This is a genomic window from Pseudorhodobacter turbinis (genome assembly GCF_005234135.1).
Lineage (GTDB): Bacteria > Pseudomonadota > Alphaproteobacteria > Rhodobacterales > Rhodobacteraceae > Pseudorhodobacter > Pseudorhodobacter turbinis.
The window spans coordinates 693701-717965 of sequence record NZ_CP039964.1 but is presented as its reverse complement, the minus strand read 5'-3'; the positions used below and the strand labels follow the sequence as shown (position 1 = coordinate 717965).

Sequence of the window (24265 nt, the reverse complement as noted above, 5' to 3'; positions counted from 1 at the left end):
TCTTGTGAAATATTGTTACGCGGTGTTTAAGGGGCTTTCCAAGGGCATGTAGCCTGTTGTTGGGCCATTTTTACGGGGGGAAGAAGCTGTTGAAGATTGGGGCACCCAAAGAGATTTTTGAGGGCGAAGCGCGCGTAGCGATGACGCCGGATTCGGCCAAGCTGCTGCAAAAGCTGGGCCATACATGCATGATCGAGACCGGTGCCGGTATGCGCGCCGGGTTCTCCGATAAGGCCTATACAGATGCGGGCGTCGAGGTGGTGAAAACCACCGCCGCCCTCTTTGGGGCTGCGGATGTGATCGTGAAAGTGCGCGGGCCGGATCCTGCGGAAGCCAAACAATTGGTTGCGGGAAAGACGCTGATCTCCTTCTTCTGGCCGGCACAAAACGCCGAGCTTTTGGAACAGATGAAGGCGCAAGGGTCGTCCGTCATTGCGATGGATATGGTGCCACGCATCAGCCGCGCGCAAAAGATGGACGCGCTGTCGTCGATGGCCAATATCGCGGGCTACCGTGCGGTGATCGAGGCGGGCAACAACTTTGGCCGCTTCTTTACCGGTCAGGTTACGGCAGCGGGCAAGGTGCCGCCGGCCAAGGTGCTGGTGGTTGGGGCTGGTGTGGCCGGTCTGGCTGCGATCGGTACGGCGACCTCGCTTGGTGCGATCACCTATGCCTTTGACGTGCGTCCCGAAGTGGCCGAGCAGATTGAATCAATGGGCGCTGAATTCGTCTATCTGGAATTTGATGCCTCGGAGCTGCCGGATGGTGCGGAAACGGGTGGCTATGCAGCCCCCTCGACGCCGGAATTCCAAGCCAAGCAATTGGCGAAATTCCGTGAGTTGGCACCCGATATCGACATCGTCATCACCACCGCCCTGATCCCCGGTCGGCCTGCGCCGAAGCTGTGGACCAAGGACATGGTCGAGCTGATGAAGCCCGGCTCCGTCGTGATCGACCTTGCAGCCGAGCGTGGCGGCAACTGTGACCTGACGGTCATGGATGAAAAGATCGTGTCGGACAATGGCGTGACCATCGTAGGCTATACCGATTTTCCAAGCCGGATGGCGGCACAGGCATCGACGCTTTATTCCAACAACATCAGGCATATGCTGGCCGATCTTACACCGGGCAAGGACGGCGTTATCAACCATAACATGGAAGATGACGTGATCCGCGGTGCCACGGTTGCCCATCAGGGGGAAATTACCTTCCCGCCGCCTCCGCCAAAAGTTGCGGCGATTGCGGTGCAAAAACCCAAACCGAAAGTCAAAGAGTTGACGCCCGAAGAACGCCGCGCCAATGAAGTGGCGGCCTTCAAGACGCAGACGCGCAACCAAGTCGGGCTTTTGGCGATCAGCGGCGGGCTTTTGCTGCTGGCGGGGCTTTTCACGCCTGCAAGCTTCATGTCGCATTTCATCGTCTTTGTGCTGGCGTGCTATGTCGGCTTCCAAGTGATCTGGAAAGTCAGCCACAGCTTGCACACACCATTGATGGCGGTAACCAACGCGATTTCCTCGATCATCATCTTGGGCGCCTTGCTCCAGATCGGATCAAGCAGCGCTTTGGTGGTCATTCTGGCGGGCTTGTCGGTTTTGATGGCCGGGATCAACATTTTCGGCGGTTTCATGGTGACACGGCGCATGCTCGCCATGTTCCAAAAGTCGTAAAGAGGGGCGATTATTATGGAATATGGTTTTACAACAGCAGCTTACGTCGTATCGGCGGTTCTGTTCATTCAATCGCTCGGCGGGCTTTCGGGGCAAGAGAGCGCGAAACGCGCGGTGTGGTATGGCATTGTCGGTATGGCTTTGGCTGTGCTGGCAACGATCATGGGGCCGGGGGCCGGCAATTGGGTAATCTCGATCCTGATGCTGATCATCGGTGGCAGCATCGGTTGGGTCGTGGCCCAGCGGGTGAAGATGACCGAGATGCCACAGCTTGTGGCGGCGATGCACTCGCTCGTTGGTCTGGCCGCGGTATTCATCGGCTACAACGCGCATATCGAGGCGGCATTGGTCGCGGGTACGCCGTTGGACCAACGCGCAGCCTTGGAAGGTTTCGCGGCCTTGCTGGCGCATAAAGCGCCGGTAGAGCTGACGATCCTGCGGATCGAGGTTTTCCTTGGTGTGTTCATCGGTGCGGTGACATTTACCGGCTCGGTCGTTGCTTATGGCAAGCTGGCAGGCAAGGTGGATGGCAAGGCCAACAAGCTGCCCGGCGGGCATATGTTGAACGCTTCGGCGGCGCTTGGCTCTGTGCTGATGCTGGTGCTTTACCTGCAAACCGCATCGGCGATGCCACTGATCGTGATGACATTGCTGGCTTTCTTCATCGGGTACCATTTGATTATGGGCATCGGTGGCGCGGATATGCCGGTGGTGGTTTCCATGCTCAACAGCTATTCTGGCTGGGCGGCGGCGGCGATTGGTTTCTCGCTGTCCAACGACCTGTTGATTGTGGTTGGCGCGCTGGTTGGTTCCTCGGGTGCGATCCTGTCGTATATCATGTGTAAGGCGATGAACCGCAGCTTTATCTCGGTGATCCTTGGCGGTTTTGGTGGCACCACTGGCCCCGCGATGGAAATCTCGGGTGAACAAATCGCGATTGATACCGACGGTGTTGCGGCGGCCTTGAATGAGGCCGACAGCGTGATCATCATTCCGGGTTACGGTATGGCGGTGGCGCAGGCGCAATCGGCAGTGGCGGAACTGACCCGCAAGCTGCGCGCCAAGGGCAAGAATGTGCGCTTTGCCATTCACCCCGTTGCGGGGCGTTTGCCGGGCCATATGAACGTGCTGCTGGCCGAGGCCAAAGTGCCCTATGACATCGTGATGGAGATGGACGAGATCAACGAAGATTTCCCGTCGACAGATGTGGCCATCGTTATCGGCTCCAACGACATCGTGAACCCTGCGGCCCAAGAAGACCCTAACAGCCCTATCGCCGGCATGCCGGTATTGGAATGCTGGAAGGCGAAACAGGTGTTTGTTTCCAAGCGTGGTCAAGGCACCGGCTATTCCGGGATCGAGAACCCGTTGTTCTTTAAAGATAACACCCGGATGTTCTATGGCGATGCTAAAAAATCCTTGGACGCATTGCTGCCGTTGATTGACTGACACGGATTTTACTGATGATTATAACGCCCCGCTGGAAACGGCGGGGCGTTTTGCGTCTTCAGCGTGGCGGAAATACCAGTGTACCATTGCGCACCGTGCAGGTTGCCCCTGCGGAATTTACAATGCGGCTGTCGCGTCCTTAAGTGTCGTATCTGACTGAGGACCCTATGCCAAAGATCGAAGACCACCCGCAACGCTACGCCCTTGTGAATGAGTTGCACGCCCGTCCTTTTCCCGCGCTAAGCGTGCCTTGCCATGCCGTCTATGTGGCGATTAAGGAACCGGAGCGCGCTGTCGGTCGGGATCGCGGGGCCGATATTGCGCATCTTCTGGCCTTATTGGATCGTCACGGCTGCGCCCACCCCCAGCCCGCCGCCACGCATTTTTTCACCACCATCGGACGGCATAGCCTGAAATGGGAAAACCATACCGAATTTGTGACCTATTCGGCCTTTGGCGCAGGGCTTTCGGCGCGTGCATTTGACCCGAGCGAGGCTGATGTTTTTCCTGAGGGCTGGCTGGCCACCGCCCCCGGCGCGCGGCTTGTCTCGGCCCTGATCCGGGTGGAGGAAATGCCCGAGGATGAGGCCGATATGCTGGCCAAGCTTGAGGACTGGTTTGTCCCTGAAAGCCTTGCCATTTCGTGCGTGGTTGATGGGGCCGCGGTGATCGCGGGGGATTTTCGCATCGATCCGGCGGGCCATATGCGTTTTGCCGTGTTCATCCGCAAAGGGGCGGAGGGCCGGCGTGTGGGCCGGATCGTGCAGCGGCTCTGTGAGGTGGAAACTTACCGCGCGATGTCGATGCTGGGCCTGATGCGCGCGCGCGATCTTGGCCCCCAGTTGAATGCGCTGGACGCGCAGCTTTCGACCTTGATCTCGGGGATGACCGCGACCGACCAACCGCCCGAGGCTGTGCTGCAAACCTTGCTGCAAATCGCGGCGGAACTGGAAAGCCTATCGGTACAATCGGGTTTCCGCTTTGCCGCGACCGAGGCCTATGAGGCCATCGTCAACCAACGTATTTCTGTTATGCGAGAGGAGCGGGTGCAGGGCCGCCAAACCTTTGGCGAGTTTATGACACGTCGCTATGACCCCGCGATGCGCACCGTAAAATCGGTCGAGGCGCGCCTGCATGCGATGGCGGCACGTGCCACACGGGCGGCGGAATTGCTGCGCACAAGGGTGGATGTGGAACGCTCGGCACAAAACCAGCGCTTGCTTGAAAGCATGGATGCGCGGGCGGATGTGCAGCTGCGGCTGCAAACTACGGTTGAGGGGCTCTCGGTCGTGGCGATCAGCTATTACGCGGTGAACCTGCTGGCCTATATCGCCTATCCGCTGACCGAGGGTGTGGGGCTTTCCAAGGGAATGACGCTGGCGATGCTGGCCCCTTTGGTGATTTTAGGGGTCTGGGGCATGGTGCGACGGATCCGCAAGAAATTCCATTAGCCAAAGGCGGGCTGGGCGTCGCGCCCTTGCAAGGCGCGGTCCGCCAGACGTGCGCCAAGCGCGATCGCGGCCAGCGCCAGAAGGGCAGAAACCGATAATGTAGGCACGCCCGCCAGCCCGGCCCCAAGGGTGCAGCCCCCCGCCAGAACGCCGCCAACCCCCATCAAGGCCCCGCCCAAAAGGTAGCGCCCCGTTTCGGCAGGCGAGCCAAAGCTTTGCCATTTGAAGCGGCGCGTGGCCAGTGACGACAGCGCCGCCCCCGCAACCGAACCACCAAAAAGCCCGATACCAAAGCTTGCCGCAACCGAGGATGAGGCAATCGCCCAGAACAGGGTCTCGGACAGGGGCAGGGTAAAGGACAGGCTTTCCATGCCGATGGGATCGAATTCGTCGAACAACACCAAGCCGGTGCCAACCCACGCCAGCGGGACCAAAGCACCAATCGCCACGCCTGCGATGACCTGTTTGATACCAAGGCGCGCAGAAGCAGCATATGCAAGTGCTACCACCGCCAAAAGCCCCGTCACCAAAAGCGGACCGCCGGGCAAGACGCCAAGGCTGATCGCATCACCCATCGGCAGGGTCAGGCTGCCAAGCGTGGTGCGCAACGGCGCCAGAAGCCCCTTCATCGTCGCATGGGCGGCAATGGCAAAGACCACCAGAACCGTTAGCGCCCGCAGGTTTCCCGTGCCCGTCAACACCGTCAACCGCGATGCACAGCCGCGCGTCAGCACCATCCCCGCGCCAAAAGCCAGCCCGCCAAACAAGATCGCAGCCCAAGGCAGGTCCGGCGTCAACAGGCGGTGGCTCTCAAACCCGATCCATCCCAGTGCAACGGCGGCTTGGGTCCCGATCAGCGCAGTTGCCAGTGCCACCGCCCACAAGGCAAGGGCAGGGGTGCGTTCGGCCTTTGGCCCAACAAGACCGCGGCGCAAACAAAAACGGGTCCCCTCGGCCAGAATACCAAAGGCCAGACCGATCAGCAGACCAAGGATCACCGAAGCACCGCGTGGTGTCAGGTTCTCAAAACCAAGGGACTCAAACATGAATGCTCCTGCAATATGCGCAATTTCATTCCCTTTGAGAGATGCTGCTTTGAAACACAATGGGGCAAGCCGATTGCCAAGACAGGCGGGGCGGAATGACGTTCTGCCATGACCGCGCCATTGGAACGTTACCCCTCAATCGCCGCCGCTCTGGAACATGTGTCCACAACAGGCGGCGACGGTAGAGGATTTATTTTATTCTGGCAGCCGAAGCGCAATGGCTTCCTACCCGCCGATCTGGGGGGTTACAGATTGCGCAGCTCTCGTCGCATCACCTTGCCGGTCGCGGTCATTGGCAGGCTGTCCACAAAGACCACGTCGCGCGGGGCGACATGCGGGCTGATGCGGGCGCGGACACGGGCGATAAGCCGCGCCTCGGCCCCTTCCTGGAATGCCCCGTCGCGGAGCACGACATAGGCGCGCACGGCCTCTGTCCGGACCGGATCGGGGATACCAACGGCGGCCGCCATGACCACATCGCTGTCCCCCATCAGACAGTTTTCGATCTCGCTTGGCCCAATGCGGTAGCCGGCCGAGGTGATCACATCATCATCACGCGCGGCAAAGGTCAGGTAGCCATCCGTATCCATGCTGGCCAGATCACCGGTGCGCAGCCAATCGCCGCGAAACTTTTTGGCGGTTTGCTCGGGCTGGTTCCAATAGCGCAGGAACATGCTGGCAGCCCCTTTGCGCACGCAAATCTCGCCCATCACGCCGGGCGGGCACGGGGTGCCATCCTCGTCCATCACGACGACATCGAAGCCGGGCAAGGGCTGGCCCATGCTGCCCGATTTCACCACCATCATCCCCGCCACCTGGCTGACACTAAGGTTGCATTCCGTCTGTCCGTAAAGCTCGTTTATCGGCGCGCCCAGCGTGTCCTTGCCCCAAGCCAGCATCTCGGCCCCAAGGCTTTCCCCGCCCGAGGAAATAGAGCGAATATTGACGCCCGCAGGCACATCCGTGCCGCGCATCAGTTTAAGCGCTGTGGGCGGCAGGAACAGGTTGCGGATGTTATGCTCGGCAATCATCGCATAGGCCGCAGCCGCATCAAACTTGCGCATCCGGTGGGCAACCAGTGGCACACCGTAAAAAAGACAAGGCATCGCCATATCCATCAGCCCGCCGATCCACGCCCAATCCGCAGGGGTCCAGCCCTTGTCACCGGTTTGGGGAAACCCTTCATGCGTCAGCTCCATACAGGGCAGATGGCCGAATAAAACACGATGGGCATGCAACACGCCCTTGGGTGGGCCAGTGGTTCCGGATGTATAGATCATCAGGGCCGGATCCTCGGCCAATGTGGTGACTGGGGTTTCCAAAGGGGGATGGTCGGCGATCTCATCCCAGAGGTTGGGGGTGTCCCTATTGGTTTCCGTGCAAAAAACCACTTTCAGATCAGGAAGCTGCGCAGAGATGTTCAGAACCTTTGGCAAGCTTTCGCCATCTGTCAGAACCGCTGCCGCACCTGAATCCGACAGGCGAAACAGCAAGGCATCCTCGCCAAAAAGCGTGAACAGCGGCAGTGCCACAGCCCCCAGTTTCATCGCGGCGAAATGCACTATGGGCACCGCTGCCGATTGCGCCAAAAGCACGGCTACGCGATCGCCGCGCGTCACGCCCGCGTCAGCAAGGGCGCTGGCCAAACGGTCAGAGGCATCCTTCAGCGCACCATAGGTCCAATCGGTGCTGCCGCCCTCGGTAATCTCGGTCAGTGCGATTCGGTCAGGTTCCGTGGCGGCCCAATCATCACAGCAGGCGTTTGCAATGTTGTAGGCTTCGGGCCACCCCCATCTAAAAGCGGCGCGTTTTGCGGCCCAATCGCCGGTCAGCGGGATCAATCTATTGCGCATAAATTGTCACTTCCGGAAGGTCGGTCAAGGACAGGTTGAGCGCACGAAACGCCGCTAATGATAGTTGTGCTGCCCCCTCACCGGGGATCAGATCCACGGCAATCGACGCCCCGCCCGCCGTGACGACACGGCCCGCGCCCGGGGATGTCACCAGCGCCGAGCGTAGCCAGAACCCCGGCTCTGTTACATTGCCCAAACCAACGGCGGTCTTGCCCAAAGCTTGTTCCCCAACGGATTTCGCAGGTGCCAGAACCGCGGCCTTTTGCGCGGCGGTTGTCGTGTCCAATGCAGCAGCCGTCCGCGCGCCCTGTGGCGGGGCTGTAACCCCTTGCGACAATGGGCGCGCTTGGGGGCGTTGCTCAGTCGCGGCGGCAGAATTCTGGCCTTGATCCGCCTTGCCAAAGGGCAGGCTGGCACAGGCAGAGAGGACAAGAAGGGCGGGGATCAATGCGGCGGATATATGTTTCATAGCGCAAAGGATAACCCCGCCCACAGCCGCATTCAATGCCCTTGCGCAAGCCACGGTCGCACCATAGGTTGATCGGCATGAATACGCCCCTGATTGACCCATTCGCCCGTGCCATCAACTACCTGCGCGTCTCTGTGACGGATCGCTGTGATTTCCGCTGCGTCTATTGCATGTCGGAAAACATGAGCTTCCTTCCCAAGGCAGAATTGTTGACGCTGGAGGAGCTGGACCGCATGTGCACCACCTTCATCAGCATGGGGGTGGAAAAACTTCGCATCACCGGCGGGGAGCCTTTGGTGCGCAAAGGCATCATGACGTTTTTCGAGGGCATGACGCGGCATCTGGAAAGTGGCGCGCTTCAAGAGCTGACATTGACAACCAACGGCAGCCAGCTGCGCAAATTTGCGGCTGATCTGGCAGCTTGCGGTGTCAAACGCATCAATGTTTCGCTTGATACGCTGGACGCCGATAAATTCGCGCGCATCACCCGTTGGGGGCGTTTGGCCCAAGTGCTCGACGGAATTGAGGCTGCCAAGAATGCCGGATTACGGGTTAAAATCAACGTGGTCGCCCTCAAAGGTTTTAATGAGGATGAACTTTTCAGCATTACCGATTGGTGCGCGACCCAAGGCCACGATCTGACCTTTATCGAAGTGATGCCAATGGGCGATCTGGGGAATGAAGACCGGATTGATCAATATTGGCCCCTCAGCGATCTACGCGCGCGCCTGCGCGAACGGTTCACCGTCACCGAACTGGACGAGCGTACCGGCGGCCCCGCGCGCTATGTCCGGCTAGAGGAAACAGGCCAGAAGCTGGGTTTCATCACCCCGCTGACGCATAATTTCTGCGAAAGTTGTAACCGCGTACGTCTGACCTGCACGGGCGAACTTTATATGTGTCTTGGCCAAGAAGATATGGCGGATCTGCGCGCGCCCCTGCGTGCTAGCCCTGATAACAAGATCTTGGAAACCGCCATTAGGGATGCGATTGCCCGCAAGCCCAAAGGCCATGACTTCGATTATTCACGTCAGAAAGCCGACGGTCAAATGACCCGCCACATGAGCCACACCGGAGGTTGACCTCTGCCTGTTGGGATGTCCATGGCAATGCGTTTCGCAGGCGGCTCAATGCCACCAAGAAACGCGGGCCCTTAGCCCAGGTACTGCCCGGACTCTTTGCGCGCCCAAGTTTTCATCAGATCACCGAATTCTGCCAGGAAGGCTTCTGTTCGCGCAGGATCATGTTTGGAGAGATCGCGCAGCCAGCTTGCAACGGCTTTCTGGATGAACCAATCCTTGTCGCTAAGAAAGGACGCCGCCCAAGACAAAACCCGCTCGCGCGCCTGTTCTTCTACGGGTTTAAGGTTGTTCAGGCGGGCAAAGGGCAGCGTGGCCACAAGGGCTGCGCGCCGTTCCCACATCAAGGGGCTTTGGGTCCATGCCTCCACATCATCAAGCCGCGAAGGGTCTGCGACAATACGCTTGGAGGCGGCACCGGCCACCGCATCGGCAATCGCCCAAGCGTCCAGCTGTGGTATCCAAGAACAGATAAGCGCCCAAGCGGCGGAGTCATTGGGTTTTATCCGCGCTTGGGTCAGCAGTTTGGCGGCGGCAATGCGGGCCTCATGGATATTGCTGTCCCACAGGCCTTCGCAAAGCGACAGGCGTTCCTCCAGCGTGATGTCCGCGCGCCATGCTTTGCACAGGGCGTCGATTTCGGGCGTGGCTGTGCCCAGATAGGGGCGCTCCGCCTTATGATAGGCGGCCATCTCGGCTGCTTTTTCGGGAATAGCGCAGGCGGTCATCTGTTCGATTGCGAGTTCTGGGGTCATTCTACTGTCACCGATTTTGCGAGGTTGCGCGGTTGGTCCACATCGGTCCCCTTCGCGATTGCTGTATGATAGGCCAAAAGCTGTGCAGGCACGGCATAAAGGATCGGCGCCAGAAAATCAGGAACCGAGGGCATGGTAATCGTGCGCCAACAGCCCATCCCGGCCTCCTCCAACCCCGCCGCATCCGAGATCAGCAATACCTTACCGTGGCGGGCCATCACCTCTTGCATGTTCGAGACTGTCTTTTCAAAAAGCGCATCACGGGGCGCAAGTACGACCACGGGAACATGCGCATCGATCAAGGCGATCGGCCCGTGTTTCAACTCACCACTTGCATAACCTTCGGCGTGTATGTAGCTGATTTCTTTAAGCTTTAGCGCGCCTTCCATGGCCAGCGGGAACAAAGGCCCGCGCCCCAAGAAAAGGATATCCTGCGCTTCGGCCAGCTCCTTTGCTACGCGCGACACTTCGGGCGCGATCAGCAAGGCTTGGTTGACCAACCCCGGCAGCGCCGACAGATCCGCGATGTATTGCGCCAGTTCCGCAGCCGTCAGCCGCCCGCGATCTTGCGCGGCCTTCAGCGCCATCAGGGCAAGGGCCGTCAACTGGCAGGTAAAGGCCTTGGTGGAGGCAACGCCCACCTCAACGCCCGCGCGGATCGGCAAGGCGATATCGGATTCCCGCGCAATAGAGGAGGTCGGCACATTGACCACGCCCACAATCTTGGCGGCTTTGCCTTGGCAAAAGCGCAGGGCGGCAAGCGTATCGGCAGTTTCGCCGGATTGGCTGACGAAAACGGCCCAAGTGTTGGGCGTGATCGGCGGCTCGCGGTAGCGAAACTCAGAGGCGACATCGACCTCTACCGGCAGGCCCGCGACTTTCTCGAACCAGTATTTGGCCACGACACAGGCGTAATAGGCCGTGCCGCAGGCCACCATCGTCAACCGCTCTACCTTGGAAAAATCCATGTCTTCTGGCAAGTTAAGCGTGCCATTCGCGACACCGCGCTGGATCGCCTCGGCCAGAACCACCGGTTGCTCGGCGATTTCCTTGGCCATGAAGTGCTTGAAGCCACCCTTTTCAATCTGCGCCTGATCCAGCGCGATTTGCGTGACCTTGCGGGCGACGGGCTGGTTTGCCTCATCAAAGATTTCTGCGCCGGCACGGGTGATGACCGCCCAATCGCCTTCTTCCAGATAAGTGACGCGGTCGGTCATAGGGGCCAATGCAATCGCATCCGATCCGACAAACATTTCACCCTCTCCATGCCCGATCGCAAGGGGGGAGCCTTTGCGTGCAGCGATCATCAGGTCTTCTTCGCCGTCGAACAAAAAACACAGCGCAAACGCTCCGCGCAAACGGCCCAGCGTTTTGCGCGCCGCCGCCCTTGGCTCCATGCCCGCATCCAGATGCGATTGCGTCAGGATGGCGACAGTTTCGGTATCGGTCTCGGATTCGAAGGCATAGCCCTTGCCGGTCAGCTCGGTCCGCAATTCGCGAAAATTCTCGATGATGCCATTGTGGACGACGGCAACCTTGGCGGTTTTGTGCGGGTGGGCGTTGGCGACAGTCGCCGCCCCATGTGTGGCCCAACGCGTATGGCCAATGCCCGCCTTGCCCGCCAGCGGCTCATGTACCAACAGATCCGACAGGTTCACCAGCTTGCCAATCGCGCGGCGACGGCCCAGTTTGCTGTTGTTTACCGTGGCAATCCCCGCGCTGTCATAGCCGCGATATTCAAGCCGTTTAAGCGCCTCAACCAAAAGAGGTGCGACTTCATGCTTGCCTAAAACGCCAATAATTCCGCACATTTACAGCTTTTCCTTCTGGCGATCAGCTTTGATTTTCTCAAACCGGTCCATCAGGCGCGCGGCCAGTCCGGGTTTGTTTTCTTGACGCGCACGGGCCACGGCAAGCGCCTCGGCCGGGACATTGGCGGTAATAACCGAACCCGAGGCCGTCATCGCATCGCGCCCAACCGTGACGGGTGCCACCAGCATAGTGTTGGAGCCGATGAAGCTGCGCGGTCCGATTTCGGTGCGGTGTTTGTTCGCGCCGTCATAGTTGCAAGTGATGGTGCCTGCGCCGATATTTGTACGCTCGCCCACATGGGCATCGCCCAGATAGGTCAAGTGGCCGACTTTGACGCCTTCATCCAGAACGGTGTTTTTGATCTCGACGAAATTGCCGACATGCACATCCTCGGCCAGCTCGGCGCCCGGGCGCAGGCGGGCAAAGGGGCCAACGGTGGCGCCTCGGCTGATATGGCAGCCCTCAAGATGGCAAAAGGCAGCGATCTCGGCACCGGATTCAATGGTGACCCGCGGGCCAAAGACCACATTCGGGCCAATGGTCGTATCGCGGCCAATCACGGTATCAAGCGCGAAATAGGTCGTCGCGGGATCATAAAGCGTGACACCGTTTTCCACCGCTTGATCGCGCATGCGGGCCTGAAAGGCAGCCTCGGCGTGGGCAAGTTCCGCGCGGGTATTGATGCCAAGGGTTTCCGCCTCGTCGCATTGCACCACGCCGGCAGAAAGCCCCTTGGCACGCGCCAGCGCCACGATATCGGTCAGATAGTATTCACCCGAGGCATTCTCATTGCCGACTTGTGCGACCAGATCAAACAGAACCGATGCCTCGGCACAAATGACGCCAGAATTACAAAGCGTTATGGTGCGTTCTTCATCCGTTGCATCCTTGAATTCAACGATGCGGTCCAAGGTGTCGCCAGTGGTAATCAAGCGGCCATAGCGGCCCGGATCGGCGGCCTCAAACCCCAAGACGACAACCGCGTGGTGGGCGCGGGCGTCAAGCATGGCTTGCAGGGTTTCGACCCGCACAAAAGGCGTGTCACCGTAAAGCACAATCGCGTCGCCCGAAGCATTGGCCAGCAAGGGGGCCGCTTGGGCAACAGCATGACCTGTGCCAAGCTGTTCGGCCTGAAGCACCACCTCAACGCCGTCATCAAAGGCGCGGGCAGATTTTTCGACCTGACTTGCGCCATGGCCGGTCACAACAACGACCTGTGCGGGATCAAGGGCAAGACCGGCCTGAAGCGCATGATGCAGCAAGGGCGCGGCCCCGATACGGTGCAGCACCTTCGGTAGGTCCGAATTCATCCGCGTGCCTTTGCCTGCGGCCAGAACAATCAATGAAACCGACATGAAACCCTTTCCTTCAACGTGACAACCCTTTTACACGGGGGGGCGCGAGTCGCAAGGTGGCCGCGGGTAACGCGCTGTTGCAGCGCTGACATATGAGGGTTTTATGCGCACGGTGGTTTTTGATCTGGATGGCACGCTAGCCGATACCAGTGCTGATTTGATCGCTGCGGCGAATGCCTGTTTTGAGGGCGTGGGCCATGGCAGCCCTTTGGGTGTGGCACAGGATGCGCTGACGGCCTTTGGCGGCGGGCGCGCGATGCTGCGGCTTGGGGCTTCTCGTTTGGGCTTGGATTGGGATGAGGCGCAGATAGATGCGCAATATCCCGTGTTGCTTGAGGCTTATGCTGGCGCGATTGCCGTCCATAGCACAATTTACCCGGGCGCGGTGGCGGCTGTGAACAGCTTGCGTGCGGCTGGATTTTCCACCGCGATTTGCACCAATAAACCCGAACGCCTTGCGGTGGCGCTTTGCGATCAGCTTGGGATTTCGGGCCTGTTCGGTGCACTTTTGGGGGCGGATACCCTGCCTGTGCGCAAACCCGACCCGCAACATTATTTTGAAACCGTGGCCCGCGTTGGTGGAACGGCGGCGCGGTCCTTGTTGATTGGCGACACAATCACCGACCGCGACACCGCACGGGCGGCAGGTGTGCCGATTGTGCTGGTGGGCTTTGGCCCCGAAGGTGCGGGTGTTTCGCGGCTTGAACCCGATGCGCTGCTGGATCATTATGACGATCTGCCCGCGCTTGTAGAGCACCTTATACCGGCCTAGGGGTTAGCGCGGCGAGATATGGGTGATACCAACCGCCGCCGCCCGTGCCAATTCGGGATCAAGCGACATTGGGATATATTCACCGCGCCGCCACAACACGCCCAGATCATCATAATGGCGTGACAGTGGATGGCCCGACTGCCCCGTGGACAGGATAAACACCGAACTGTCAGGATCGGCGAAATCATAGACCCCGCGATAGCCGGCACCATGCACATTCTGGAACGGGTCGGGGTCCATCCCCGAGGTGCGCCCGCGCATCAAGGTGCTGTCGCCGCCGCTGGTCGATTGGCGCAGGTTCACAAAATAACGCAACGCGGGCACATTGCCCAACACCGGATGGTCATGCGTGGCCTCATGGGCATCGCCCCAGCGCCATGTCTCGATGTTGCGGCCGTAACGCTCTGACAGGGTCAAAAGCGCCTCATCCAGGGACACCCGCGCGATATCGGCGCAGGTTTCAATGGCGGCCGATTGCAGGATGTCACACCATTTTTCGGCACCGTCGGTATTGCGGAACACGCGTTCGATAAACACCGGATCGGGGTGGGTGAATTCATTGGCCAAGGGACCAAGCTCATCCCGGATCAAGCGTTCTTGCAGTGCGCGCAGCCAAGCCGCATAGATCAGCGGCTCGGGCAGATGCTCGTTCATCTCGCCGTTCCATTCGGCAAGCAGGTGCAGCGCGTTTTCACGCATCCGTTCCGGTGTGCCTTCAGGGGAAGGGGTCTCGGTGAACCACAGCTCTGCGCCGATCAGCGGCAGGATGGCGCGCGCGATGGGCGAGACCGTATCAAGCTGCGCCTCGATAAAGCTTTCGCGGGTGTGGACCTCGCGGGTTTTCATCAGGGTCAACCAGCGCTGGATGCGGTGGGTATCGCCCCATGTAAAGCTGATGTTATCGGGGAAGGCGGCATCGGTGGTTTTATTGTTGGTATTGCCCAGCAGCCCCGAAGAGGGGTCCAGCACTTGCAGGTTTTTCGCGTATTCCTGCATCCCGTTCCAGCGGTTGCGCGGATCATCGCCAAGGCTGGGCATACGCCCTTGGGTTGCGTGTGCGGGGTTGCGGTTGGGAACGGCCCCGATCAACTGAAAGGCGATCCCGTCGCGGTCTGCCAGCATGAGGTTCTGTGCTGGTGCGATAAACAGCCGCCCCGCCTCGATCGCCTCGGGCACTGACCGCGCCTGCATCAGGCGCATCGCTGCCGTCATGGAGGTATCTTGCGCCGAAAGCGCCGTCCAAGACAGGGCGGCGACATGGCCGGGGGGGGTGACGGTGGCAAGGTTGTAATGGCTGCCCGGCAAGACCGGCCCCGCCTCGGACCAGCGCAGGGTGATGGTAACGGGATCGCGCTCCTTCACCTTGATAATGGAGCGGCGCGTCTCAAAATCTTGCCAGCCATCGGCGCCTGCGTATTGCTGGTTATTGTCAGGGTTGATGCGTTCCATCACCACATCCTGATCGTCCAGATAGGATGACGTCAGCCCCCACCCCAGCGCATCGGAACGCCCGATAAGAATGGCGGGAATGCCGGGAATGGTGGCCCCGATAACGCCGCCGCTTTGCAGTTCCATCCGCGCCAGATACCACAGGGTCGGCGCGGTAAAGGCCAGATGCGGATCATTGGCCAAAAGCGCGCCCCCCGCGGCAGAGCGTTCAGGGGCCGCGGCCCATGCGTTGGAGGCACCGGCAAAAGCGCCCGACCGAAACGGCGACAGTGGATCATAAGCCACGCGCTGCGGAAAGCCGCCGGGCGGTGGATTGGGCATCATGTCGGCGTAATCGGGCAGGGCCGTTATGCCGCTCCCCAGCGCATCGGGCAAAATGTCGTGCAACCGTGCCTGTGGCAACAGCATAGAGGTGCGGGCGCGCAACACCTCTGCCTCAAGTTGACCCGAAAGCTGCAAGGCCATGAGCTTGATCAAGGCGATGCTATCGGCGGGCTGCCATGCGGCGATCTGGTTGGAGAAAAAGAAAAACTCCGGCGCGCCACGCCCCCGGGCCTTGTCGTTGACCTCTCCGATCCAGGCGTTAACGCCGCTGGCATAGGCGGTTAGCGCGGCTTTGGTCGCATCATCCTGTGCCGCGACGGATTGAGATGCGAGGGAGTAAAGATCATAGCGCCGCATCAGCTCGTCAATTTTTAAGGTGCGCTCGCCAAAAACCTCGGACAGGCGGCCCTGAACGGTGCGGCGCAGCATTGTCATCTGCCACAAGCGGTCCTGCGCATGAGCAAAGCCAAGCGCGAAATACACATCCGGGTCCGACTGCCCAAAGATATGCGGCACATTGGCGTTGTTGCGCACGATCTCTACCTCGGCGCTGATGCTGTCTGTGACGAAGTCTTCTGAATAATCAGGCAGGGAGCGGGACAAAAAGAAATAGGCAATCAGCAGCGCCATAGCCGTAAGGGCCAAAAGCACAAGAAGGATGCGGCTGAGCCAACGAAAGGCAGTAATCATATACGGTCTTTTCTTGATGTCTTGGATTGTCTGCGTACCTATGCGATCTTGCAGGGCGAGGCAATTGGAAGGGAAGAGGCAATGGCAAAACTGGCGTTTTTGGGCTTGGGTGTGATGGGCGCACCGATGGCGGGGCATCTATTGGCCAAAGGGCATGAGGTGACGGTCTATAACCGCACCGCCGCCAAGGCACAGGCTTGGGTGGAGGCGCATGGCGGACGTATGGCAGCTACCCCGCGCGAGGCCGCAGAGGGACAAGATTTTGTGATGGCCTGCGTTGGCAACGATGATGATCTGCGCGGCGTATGTCTTGGCGATGACGGCGCTTTTGCGGGCATGTCGAAGGGGGCGATTTTTGTGGATCACACCACCGTGTCGGCGCAAGTCACCCGTGAGATGCATGCAGCGGCGGCAGAACTGGGGATCGGCTTTGTCGATGCGCCGGTTTCTGGCGGGCAGGCGGGGGCTGAAAACGGTGTGCTCTCGGTGATGTGTGGTGGGGACGAGGGGCAATATGCCGCGGCAGAGCTTGTCATTTCCGCCTATGCCAAGATTTGCAAACGGCTGGGCGACAGCGGCGCTGGGCAGATCGCCAAGATGATGAACCAGATTTGCATCGCCGGTTTGGTGCAAGGCTTGGCAGAGGCGCTGGCCTTTGGACAAAAAGCCGGAATGGACAATGAGGCCGTGATCGAGGTGATCGCTGGCGGGGCTGCGGGATCTTGGCAAATGGCCAACCGGCACAAGACCATGCTGGAGGATCACTTTACCCACGGGTTTGCTGTGGACTGGATGCGCAAGGATCTGGGCATTTGTCTGGCCACCGCGAATGAGATCGGCGCAAGCCTGCCGGTTACGGCGCTGGTCGATCAGTTCTATAAGGATGTGCAGAACATGGGCGGCGGGCGTTGGGATACGTCCAGCTTAATCAAGCGCCTTAAGTAAATCGTGTAATGCCCCGATTTTAAATGAAAAACCGGGGCATGTATTTTATGGGATGATGCGCGAGTATTTGGACCCGGCAAGGGTTGCCCCAAGAATAAGACCCGACTGTCCAAAGACAAAGGCAATGACCGGCGCATATTCGGTGGTCTCTTTGCCGATGCTTGCCCCCTCATTCGGGGTGGCATAGCGGATATCGGCGCTTGCGGCCCAGCCAGAGGCACGGCGGAAATCACCCAAAGCAGCCTCAGTCATGAAGAACAACGCGTGGGCATATTGCTGCGCGCCGATCTGCAAACCAATCGTGGCGCGTGTGGCAGAGTAATAATCCACCGTTACATCATTGATGCGCAACGCACCTTTGCCATAAGCGGCACCAATGCCAAAGCCGGCCTCGGTCATCAATGGCATGTACAGCACGCCAAACGCCTTTTGCGCCAGATCACGTGTGCCGGGATAGCGCGAGAACAGGAAGTCACGGGTCGCATCAACACGACTGTCCATCCGGGGCCCGCCCGTTCCGCCAACGCCATTCGCACAGCCGCCAAGCGCAAGCGCCGAGGCAGATGCCCCAAGGAAAACCCGTCTGTTCAAAATTGTCATGCTCTATCGCCTCATATACCGCGCCGGGGTGGTTCCCCGGTCGCCAATTGATTTTATCAATACCTGACCCGAAGGGTAGCGTGTTTTCGCGCCCATGTCATCCATTTGCCAAACATCTGCGCGTTTTATTGCCGCGCGTCAGGCCTTGCCTTGCAAAATGCGGGCCACGCGGGGGGCAAAATAAGTTAAAACCCCGTCACATCCGGCACGGCGAAACGCCATCAAACTCTCTAGCATGATCTTTTCGCCATCAATCCAGCCGTTTGCAGCGGCGGCCATGATCATCGCATATTCGCCCGACACCTGATAGGCATAGGTCGGCGCGCCGAATGTATCCTTGGCACGGCGGCAGATGTCGAGATAGGGCAATCCGGGCTTGACCATGACCATATCCGCGCCCTCGGTCAGGTCACGCTCGATCAGGCGCATCGCCTCATCGGCGTTGGCGGGGTTCATCTGATAGGTGTTCTTGTCGCCCACCAAACGGCTGCCTGCGCCGACCGCATCACGAAACGGGCCGTAAAAGGCCGAAGCATATTTCGCCGCATAGGACAGGATCGCCACATCCTTATGCCCCGACATCTCCAAGGCCAAACGCATCGCGCCGATCCGCCCGTCCATCATATCCGAAGGGCCGATAATATCAGCGCCCGCATCCGCTTGGGCCAACGTCATTTTCACCAGCGCCTCAACGGTTTCATCATTTAGGATGATGCCATCTTGCACCAAACCGTCGTGGCCGTTGGCATTATAGGGATCAAGCGCCACATCCGTCATGAGCGCCATATGCGGCACGGCGGCCTTGACGGCGCGGATCGCGCGGTTGGCAATGTTGTCGGGGTTCCAAGCCTCGGCGCAATCATCGGTGCGATTATCGGGATCGGTATAGGGGAAAAGGCAGATCGCGGGGATGCCAAGCTCGGCAGCTTCCTCGGCCGCTTTCACGATCAGATCAACCGAGAGGCGCTGCACGCCGGGCATAGAGGTGACAGGCTCTGACACATTCTCGCCCTCGCGCACGAACAAGGGCCAGATCAGATCATTCACAGAAAGCGCGTTTTCCTGTGACAAGCGTCGCAGCGCGTCGGATTTGCGCAAGCGCCGGAAACGGGTTGCGGGATATTGACCGATTGTCGGGCGCATAAGCTGGCTCCTGCTTGCTGTGATGCTATTGCAAGGGGTTGCGGGTTTTTTCTCTGACTGTCATGGAAAAGAACCTATCTCAAGGGTAGGAATGACGCAGCACCTGCGCAACCTCAATCGGATGCAGGGTATTTAGACAAAAAGGTTGTTGCAGTGGATTGGTATAAAACAGTTTTTGGACTGATCGACCTGCGGTCATTCTCGAATCTCTGGTTCTGGATTGCTTTGGCGGTTCTTTGGTCCACGACCAGCCATTGGGTGTTGGGTGTGCCTTTTGACATGGTGACGCGCGCGCGCAAATATGGCGGAGAGGTCACGCAGGACCTGCATGACCTTGTCGGCATCAACACACGGCGGCTTTTGTTTATCGCAGAGGTCTCGGGGGTGTGGCTGATCGCGATTATCGCATTTTTGCTGACGGCGCTTGCGGTCTTGGGGTTTGTCTATAGCATCCAGTTTGCACAGGCCGTGTTCTTGCTGCTTGGCCCGATGACCCTCGTTGGCGCGCTAAGCCTGTCGGCGGCCAAACATATCGCCACAGTGCAGCCAGAGGGCGAGGATCTGTACCGCCGTTTGACTCGTCACAGGATCATCGTGCAAGCCATTGGAATGGTATCAATTTTCATCACATCACTTTGGGGAATGTGGCAAAATATGCAAGTGTTTAGCGGTTGGCCGAACTGAATCCCATGACAGATCATATCACACTGGGCGGAGCGCCCGAAGGTTTCGACGCAAGGCTGGTGGCCAAGGAATTGGCGCGCGGTGTTCCTGTTATCCATGTCGCACGCGATGACAAACGGCTGGAGGCGATGCGCGATGCGCTGGCGGTGATGGCCCCCGAGGTTGTGGTCCTGGAGCTGCCAGCCTGGGATTGCTTGCCCTATGATCGGGTGTCACCGAACCCTGATATTATCTCTCGGCGGATGGCGACATTGGCGGCGCTGGCGCAAGGGGTGCCGGGGGCATTTGTGCTGCTGACCACGCTGAACGCCGCGACGCAACGCCTTCCTGCACGTGAGGTTCTGCGCGAGGCGTCCTTTGCCGCGACCGTCGGCCACCGCTTGAATGAGGAAAACCTGCGCAACTTTTTGACGCGCATGGGCTTCACCCCCAGCCCCACGGTGGCAGAGCCGGGCGATTATGCGATTCGCGGCGGTATCATTGATATCTATCCGCCGGGTCCCGGTGGGCCGGTGCGGCTGGATCTTTTTGGTGATGTGCTTGACGGGGCGCGGCGGTTTGATCCGCAAACCCAGCGCACCACGGAAAAGCTGAAATCGTTGGAATTCGCGCCGGTGTCAGAGGTGATCCTCGATGAGGCGGCGATCGCGCGGTTTCGCCAGAACTACCGTGTAGAGTTCGGCGCGGGCGGGTCGGATGATCCGCTGTATGAGGCGGTAAGCGCGGGGCGCAAACATCAGGGGATGGAGCATTGGCTGCCGTTCTTCCACGCGACGATGGAAACGATATTCGACTATGTTCCAGATGCGTCGGTCATGTTGGACGACCAAGTCCCCCCCGCACGGCTATCGCGTTGGGAAGGGATCGACGACCAGTATGATGCGCGGATGGAGGCGATGCGTGCCAAGGGGCGGCTTGATACGGTCTATAAACCTGTCGCGCCCGCGCTGCTTTATCTGAATGAGGCGGCTTGGGATCAGGCCGTTGCGGGACGTCGGGTGATCCAGTTGTCGCCCTTGGCACAATCACCGGGGCCGGGTGTGTTGGATGCGGGCGGGCGGATGGGGCGCAGTTTCGCGCCGGAACGGCAACAGGAAAACATTAGCCTTTTCAGCGCACTTGCCGATCATATCAAGACATTGCGCAAAGATGGAAATGTGGTGATCGCCAGCTGGTCCGAGGGCGCGCGAGAGCGGCTTCGCGGGCTGATCGCCGATCAGGGGATTGAGGGCGCGGTCGAGGTTTCCGATTTTCGCGACGTCATCGGAAAGGCCGGAATTTTCCTGATGGTCTGGCCGCTGGAGGCAGGGTTTACCGCGCCCGGCGTGGCCGTGATTTCGGAACAGGACGTGTTGGGGGATCGGCTGGTCGGCAAGCCCAAGCGTAAACGCAAGGCCGATAACTTCCTGCGCAACGCTGACACGTTGTCGCCGGGTGATCTGGTGGTGCATGTTGAACATGGCGTCGGGCGCTATCACGGGTTGGAGATGATAACCGCCCTTGGTGCGCCGCATGAATGTCTGGCCATTGAATACGCCGAGAATGCCAAGCTTTATCTTCCCGTTGAAAATATCGAATTGCTTAGCCGTTATGGCCATGAAGACGGGCTTTTGGACCGGCTTGGCGGTGGCGCTTGGCAGGCGAAGAAAGCCAAGCTCAAGGCGCGCATCCGTGAGATCGCCGAACGCTTGATGCGGATTGCCGCCGAACGCCATCTGCGCAAAGCCCCAGTTCTGGAAGCACCCCATAGCATGTGGGAGGCATTTGCCGCGCGCTTTCCCTATACCGAAACCGAGGACCAGCTGACTGCGATCACCGATGTCATTACAGACCTAGAGGCCGGCAGTCCGATGGATCGTTTGGTGGTTGGCGATGTCGGCTTTGGCAAGACCGAGGTCGCGATGCGGGGCGCGTTTGTTGCGGCGATGTCGGGGATGCAGGTGGCGGTGATCGCGCCGACAACGCTTTTGGCGCGCCAACACTACCGCAGCTTTGTTGAAAGATTTCGCGGATTTCCGATTAATGTCAAACCTTTGTCGCGCTTTGTTAGTGCAAAAGAGGCAAGCGGCACGCGGGCAGGAATTTCGGATGGCACCGTTGATATTGTCGTCGGCACCCATGCGGTTTTGGCCAAGGCGATTAAATTCAAAAACCTCGGCCTGTTGGTGATCGATGAGGAGCAGCATTTCGGCGTCAGCCATAAGGAACGGCTGAAAGAGATGCGCTCAGACGTGCATGTGTTGACGCTGACGGCAACGCCTATTCCGCGCACCTTGCAGCTGTCACTGACGGGTGTGCGCGACCTTTCCATCATCGCAACACCGCCGGTGGACCGTCTGGCCATCCGCACCTATGTGAGCGAATTCGATACAGTTACCATCCGCGAGGCGCTTTTGCGTGAACGCTATCGTGGTGGACAGTCGTTCTTTGTGGTGCCACGGATTTCCGATTTGCCCTTCGTTGAAGATTTCTTGAAAACCCAAGTGCCGGAAGTGAATTATCTGGTGGCACATGGGCAGTTGGCGGCAGGCGACCTCGATCAGCGTATGAATGATTTTTACGATGGAAAACATGATGTTCTGGTTGCAACCTCTATCGTTGAATCAGGTCTGGATATCCCCACTGCGAATACGATGATCGTTCACCGCGCCGATATGTTCGGCCTTAGCCAGCTTTACCAAATCCGGGGCCGTGTGGGCCGTGCGAAAACGCGGGCCTATTGTTATTTGACCACCAAGCCGCGCGTGCCGCTGACACCGCATGCGATGAAACGGTTACGGCTTTTGGGCAGCCTTGACAGCCTTGGTGCCGGGTTCAATTTGGCGAGCCATGACCTTGACTTGCGCGGTGCAGGCAACCTTTTGGGTGAGGAACAATCCGGTCATATCAAAGAGGTCGGCTATGAGCTGTACCAATCCATGCTGGAAGAAACTATCGCCAAGCTGCGGTCGGGTGAGATCTCGGGGCTGGCAGAGGTGGATGATCAATGGGCGCCGAATATCAACCTTGGTGTTCCGGTATTGATACCAGAGGTTTACGTTCCAGACCTCGACCTTCGTCTTGGCCTGTACCGCCGCCTGTCTGCATTGACCACGAAGGTCGAGCTTGAAGGCTTTGCTGCCGAATTGATCGACCGTTTCGGGCCCTTGCCGCGCGAGGTGAATACCTTGATGCTGGTCGTGCGGATCAAGGCGATGTGCAAACGTGCAGGCATTGCGCGGCTGGATGCAGGGCCGAAGGGCGCGACGGTTCAGTTTCACAACGACAAATTTGCCAATCCTGCTGGGCTTGTGGACTTTATCAAAACCCAAGCTGGCGCGCGGGTTTCTGGTAATAAAATCGTGCTGGTGCAGGACTGGAAAACCGAAGGTGAACGGATCAAGGGGGCCTTTGCCATTGCGAAAGCTTTGGCCGAGAAGTTGTTGGAACTAAAGAAGTAACGCCTGTTATGATTTATCCTGCGGCATCAAAAGCATCAGCCCCATCGCCACCACGGCCATAACCGCCACACCGCCCACCAACGGTAAATAGGTGCCGTTGAACGCAAGCCCCAAGGGGGCGGCCAAAAGCACGGCCACAATCGTCGCAATCGCCCCGCTGACAGAGGCGGCCATACCGGCAATATGGCCCACGGATTCCAACGCTAGCGCGTTCAGGTTGCCCAAGGTCAGGCCCGCCATTGCAAAGACGCCGATCATCCAGACCACGAAGGCCGGAAATGTCAGCCCCTCGGGCAGCAAGCCTGAAACGGTCAGCACCAGCATGCTGCCCGACAGCACAATTTGCGCCACCAGCGTGCGTGTGATCATGTAGCGCATGCCCATACGTTGCACCAACATTGCGTTGGTCGGGCTGGCAGAGCCTGCACAAACAGCAACCAGCGCGAACCACAAAGGAAAGCTTGCCCCGCGATCAAAGGTTATCTCAAAGATCGATTGCGCCGAGGAAAGTGTGCCAAAGAGCGCCCCGATGATCAGGGCTTGAACGGCGATGGCGATCAGGATGGTGCGATAGGAAAGCACCTCGCGAAGCGCGGCCCACATCGGCTTGGCACGGAAGGGCCGACGGGCCTCAGCTGACAAGGTTTCGGGTTGCCGGATCAGCAACCAAGCCATCGATGCCAGCGAGAATAGAATGAATGTCACAAAGATAGAGCGCCAACCAAAGGCAGAGATAATCCCGCTTGCTACCAGTGGGGCCACGGCGGGCACCAGTGAAAACACCATCATCGCAAAGCTGACGACTCGCGCCATCTCACGCCCTTTGTACAGGTCCCGCACAAGTGCCAATGAGACCACGCGCGGCCCAGCAGCCCCCAAGCCCTGCACGATCCGCGAAAGCAGCATCGTTTCCAGTGTCGGGGCAAAATAGGCGGCAACCGCCCCACCACAATAAAGCAACGTCCCCAGAATGATGATCGGACGGCGCCCGTAGCTGTCTGACAAAGGCCCGACGATAAAGGTACCAAGCCCCATCCCAAGCAAAAAGCTGGTCAAGATAAGTTGGGCGTTGTTGGGCGCTTGTGGCGACAGCTCTGCCGCGATGGTGGGCAAGGCGGGCAGCATGCTGTCGATGGCAAAGGCGACGGTTGCCGAAAGCATTGCGATCATCGCAATAAACTCGGGTTGCCCCATGCGCTTGGTCGGTTGGTTCATGGGGAGGGCCTTTGTCTTTTGTGCATTCTGTCACACCCTGCCGTAATGCAGGGAGGGAAGAAAAGGC

Annotated in this window: 18 protein-coding genes; 8 read left to right on the top strand and 10 right to left on the bottom strand. The window is 59.1% G+C overall.

Annotated features, from left to right (window positions below):
* The first annotated feature begins 89 nt into the window (after positions 1–89).
* From EOK75_RS03315 to EOK75_RS03305, 3 genes are all read left to right on the top strand, one after another.
* On the top strand, positions 90–1667 hold the full coding sequence (locus EOK75_RS03315) for a Re/Si-specific NAD(P)(+) transhydrogenase subunit alpha (RefSeq protein WP_137192565.1): 1578 nt from the start codon (positions 90–92) through the stop codon (positions 1665–1667).
* 15 nt (positions 1668–1682) lie between these two features.
* A complete protein-coding gene (locus tag EOK75_RS03310; protein WP_137192564.1) occupies positions 1683–3116 on the top strand; it encodes an NAD(P)(+) transhydrogenase (Re/Si-specific) subunit beta in 1434 nt (477 codons plus the stop codon).
* 167 nt (positions 3117–3283) lie between these two features.
* On the top strand, positions 3284–4567 hold the full coding sequence (locus tag EOK75_RS03305) for a DUF3422 family protein (protein ID WP_137192563.1): 1284 nt from the start codon (positions 3284–3286) through the stop codon (positions 4565–4567).
* On the opposite strand, the gene EOK75_RS03300 is transcribed toward EOK75_RS03305, so the two are convergent.
* The 3 genes from EOK75_RS03300 to EOK75_RS03290 all read right to left on the bottom strand — a co-directional run bounded on the left by EOK75_RS03300 (position 4564) and on the right by EOK75_RS03290 (position 7935).
* Positions 4564–5613, bottom strand: coding sequence for a YeeE/YedE family protein (locus EOK75_RS03300; protein ID WP_137192562.1), 1050 nt, complete (start codon positions 5611–5613; stop codon positions 4564–4566). The two genes, EOK75_RS03305 and EOK75_RS03300, sit on opposite strands and share 4 nt — an antisense overlap.
* A 245-nt stretch (positions 5614–5858) precedes the next feature.
* Positions 5859–7466, bottom strand: a complete 1608-nt coding sequence (locus EOK75_RS03295) for an AMP-binding protein (RefSeq protein ID WP_137192561.1) — start codon at positions 7464–7466, stop codon at positions 5859–5861.
* Positions 7456–7935 carry a hypothetical protein gene (locus tag EOK75_RS03290; protein WP_137192560.1) on the bottom strand — a complete coding sequence of 160 codons (480 nt, stop codon included), beginning with the start codon at positions 7933–7935 and terminating at the stop codon, positions 7456–7458. Before EOK75_RS03290 ends, EOK75_RS03295 begins: the two co-directional genes overlap by 11 nt.
* 77 nt (positions 7936–8012) lie before the next feature.
* Here EOK75_RS03290 and moaA point away from each other — a divergent pair, with 77 nt between their 5' ends.
* Positions 8013–9017 carry a GTP 3',8-cyclase MoaA gene (moaA, locus tag EOK75_RS03285; protein ID WP_137192559.1) on the top strand — a complete coding sequence of 335 codons (1005 nt, stop codon included), beginning with the start codon at positions 8013–8015 and terminating at the stop codon, positions 9015–9017.
* 71 nt (positions 9018–9088) lie between these two features.
* Here the strand turns inward: moaA and EOK75_RS03280 are convergent, their stop codons facing one another.
* Genes EOK75_RS03280 through glmU form a run of 3 tightly spaced genes read right to left on the bottom strand, consistent with a single transcriptional unit; the run spans position 9089 to position 12936 of the window.
* Entirely contained in the window at positions 9089–9769 is a 681-nt protein-coding gene (locus EOK75_RS03280; protein WP_137192558.1) for a DNA alkylation repair protein, read from the bottom strand.
* Positions 9766–11580 carry a glutamine--fructose-6-phosphate transaminase (isomerizing) gene (gene glmS, locus EOK75_RS03275; RefSeq protein WP_137192557.1) on the bottom strand — a complete coding sequence of 605 codons (1815 nt, stop codon included), beginning with the start codon at positions 11578–11580 and terminating at the stop codon, positions 9766–9768. Before glmS ends, EOK75_RS03280 begins: the two co-directional genes overlap by 4 nt.
* On the bottom strand, positions 11581–12936 hold the full coding sequence (gene glmU / locus EOK75_RS03270) for a bifunctional UDP-N-acetylglucosamine diphosphorylase/glucosamine-1-phosphate N-acetyltransferase GlmU (protein ID WP_137192556.1): 1356 nt from the start codon (positions 12934–12936) through the stop codon (positions 11581–11583).
* A 103-nt stretch (positions 12937–13039) separates the two neighbouring features.
* Between glmU and EOK75_RS03265 the strand changes: the two genes are divergently transcribed.
* On the top strand, positions 13040–13708 hold the full coding sequence (locus tag EOK75_RS03265; RefSeq protein WP_137192555.1) for an HAD family hydrolase: 669 nt from the start codon (positions 13040–13042) through the stop codon (positions 13706–13708).
* Positions 13709–13711: 3 nt separating this feature from the next.
* On the opposite strand, the gene EOK75_RS03260 is transcribed toward EOK75_RS03265, so the two are convergent.
* Positions 13712–16171: a penicillin acylase family protein gene (locus EOK75_RS03260; RefSeq protein WP_137192554.1), complete on the bottom strand. Its 2460-nt coding sequence runs from the start codon at positions 16169–16171 to the stop codon at positions 13712–13714.
* Positions 16172–16252: 81 nt separating this feature from the next.
* On the opposite strand from EOK75_RS03260, the gene EOK75_RS03255 reads away from it, so the two are divergent.
* Positions 16253–17116: an NAD(P)-dependent oxidoreductase gene (locus EOK75_RS03255; protein WP_137192553.1), complete on the top strand. Its 864-nt coding sequence runs from the start codon at positions 16253–16255 to the stop codon at positions 17114–17116.
* 45 nt (positions 17117–17161) lie between these two features.
* On the opposite strand, the gene EOK75_RS03250 is transcribed toward EOK75_RS03255, so the two are convergent.
* The gene (locus tag EOK75_RS03250; protein WP_137192552.1) at positions 17162–17716 is read right to left on the bottom strand and encodes a lipid-binding SYLF domain-containing protein; all 555 of its coding nucleotides are present in this window, start codon (positions 17714–17716) and stop codon (positions 17162–17164) included.
* 138 nt (positions 17717–17854) lie between these two features.
* Positions 17855–18859, bottom strand: a complete 1005-nt coding sequence (gene hemB, locus EOK75_RS03245; RefSeq protein ID WP_137192551.1) for a porphobilinogen synthase — start codon at positions 18857–18859, stop codon at positions 17855–17857.
* 153 nt (positions 18860–19012) lie between these two features.
* Here hemB and EOK75_RS03240 point away from each other — a divergent pair, with 153 nt between their 5' ends.
* Both EOK75_RS03240 and mfd read left to right on the top strand, forming a co-directional pair.
* A complete protein-coding gene (locus tag EOK75_RS03240) occupies positions 19013–19543 on the top strand; it encodes a component of SufBCD complex (protein ID WP_137192550.1) in 531 nt (176 codons plus the stop codon).
* Positions 19544–19548: 5 nt separating this feature from the next.
* Positions 19549–22983: a transcription-repair coupling factor gene (gene mfd, locus EOK75_RS03235; RefSeq protein ID WP_137192549.1), complete on the top strand. Its 3435-nt coding sequence runs from the start codon at positions 19549–19551 to the stop codon at positions 22981–22983.
* Positions 22984–22989: 6 nt separating this feature from the next.
* On the opposite strand, the gene EOK75_RS03230 is transcribed toward mfd, so the two are convergent.
* Positions 22990–24198 carry a multidrug effflux MFS transporter gene (locus EOK75_RS03230; protein WP_240794010.1) on the bottom strand — a complete coding sequence of 403 codons (1209 nt, stop codon included), beginning with the start codon at positions 24196–24198 and terminating at the stop codon, positions 22990–22992.
* Positions 24199–24265: the final 67 nt, after the last annotated feature.

Coding starts and splice junctions, on each gene's coding strand:
- EOK75_RS03310 (WP_137192564.1), top strand. CDS start 1,683: ATGGAATATGGTTTTACAACAGCAGCTTACGTCGTATCGGCGGTTCTG.
- EOK75_RS03230 (WP_240794010.1), bottom strand. CDS start 24,198: ATGAACCAACCGACCAAGCGCATGGGGCAACCCGAGTTTATTGCGATG.
- EOK75_RS03300 (WP_137192562.1), bottom strand. CDS start 5,613: ATGTTTGAGTCCCTTGGTTTTGAGAACCTGACACCACGCGGTGCTTCG.
- EOK75_RS03255 (WP_137192553.1), top strand. CDS start 16,253: ATGGCAAAACTGGCGTTTTTGGGCTTGGGTGTGATGGGCGCACCGATG.
- moaA (WP_137192559.1), top strand. CDS start 8,013: ATGAATACGCCCCTGATTGACCCATTCGCCCGTGCCATCAACTACCTG.
- EOK75_RS03280 (WP_137192558.1), bottom strand. CDS start 9,769: ATGACCCCAGAACTCGCAATCGAACAGATGACCGCCTGCGCTATTCCC.
- glmS (WP_137192557.1), bottom strand. CDS start 11,580: ATGTGCGGAATTATTGGCGTTTTAGGCAAGCATGAAGTCGCACCTCTT.
- EOK75_RS03305 (WP_137192563.1), top strand. CDS start 3,284: ATGCCAAAGATCGAAGACCACCCGCAACGCTACGCCCTTGTGAATGAG.
- EOK75_RS03260 (WP_137192554.1), bottom strand. CDS start 16,171: ATGATTACTGCCTTTCGTTGGCTCAGCCGCATCCTTCTTGTGCTTTTG.
- hemB (WP_137192551.1), bottom strand. CDS start 18,859: ATGCGCCCGACAATCGGTCAATATCCCGCAACCCGTTTCCGGCGCTTG.
- EOK75_RS03265 (WP_137192555.1), top strand. CDS start 13,040: ATGCGCACGGTGGTTTTTGATCTGGATGGCACGCTAGCCGATACCAGT.
- mfd (WP_137192549.1), top strand. CDS start 19,549: ATGACAGATCATATCACACTGGGCGGAGCGCCCGAAGGTTTCGACGCA.
- EOK75_RS03290 (WP_137192560.1), bottom strand. CDS start 7,935: ATGAAACATATATCCGCCGCATTGATCCCCGCCCTTCTTGTCCTCTCT.
- EOK75_RS03250 (WP_137192552.1), bottom strand. CDS start 17,716: ATGACAATTTTGAACAGACGGGTTTTCCTTGGGGCATCTGCCTCGGCG.
- glmU (WP_137192556.1), bottom strand. CDS start 12,936: ATGTCGGTTTCATTGATTGTTCTGGCCGCAGGCAAAGGCACGCGGATG.
- EOK75_RS03295 (WP_137192561.1), bottom strand. CDS start 7,466: ATGCGCAATAGATTGATCCCGCTGACCGGCGATTGGGCCGCAAAACGC.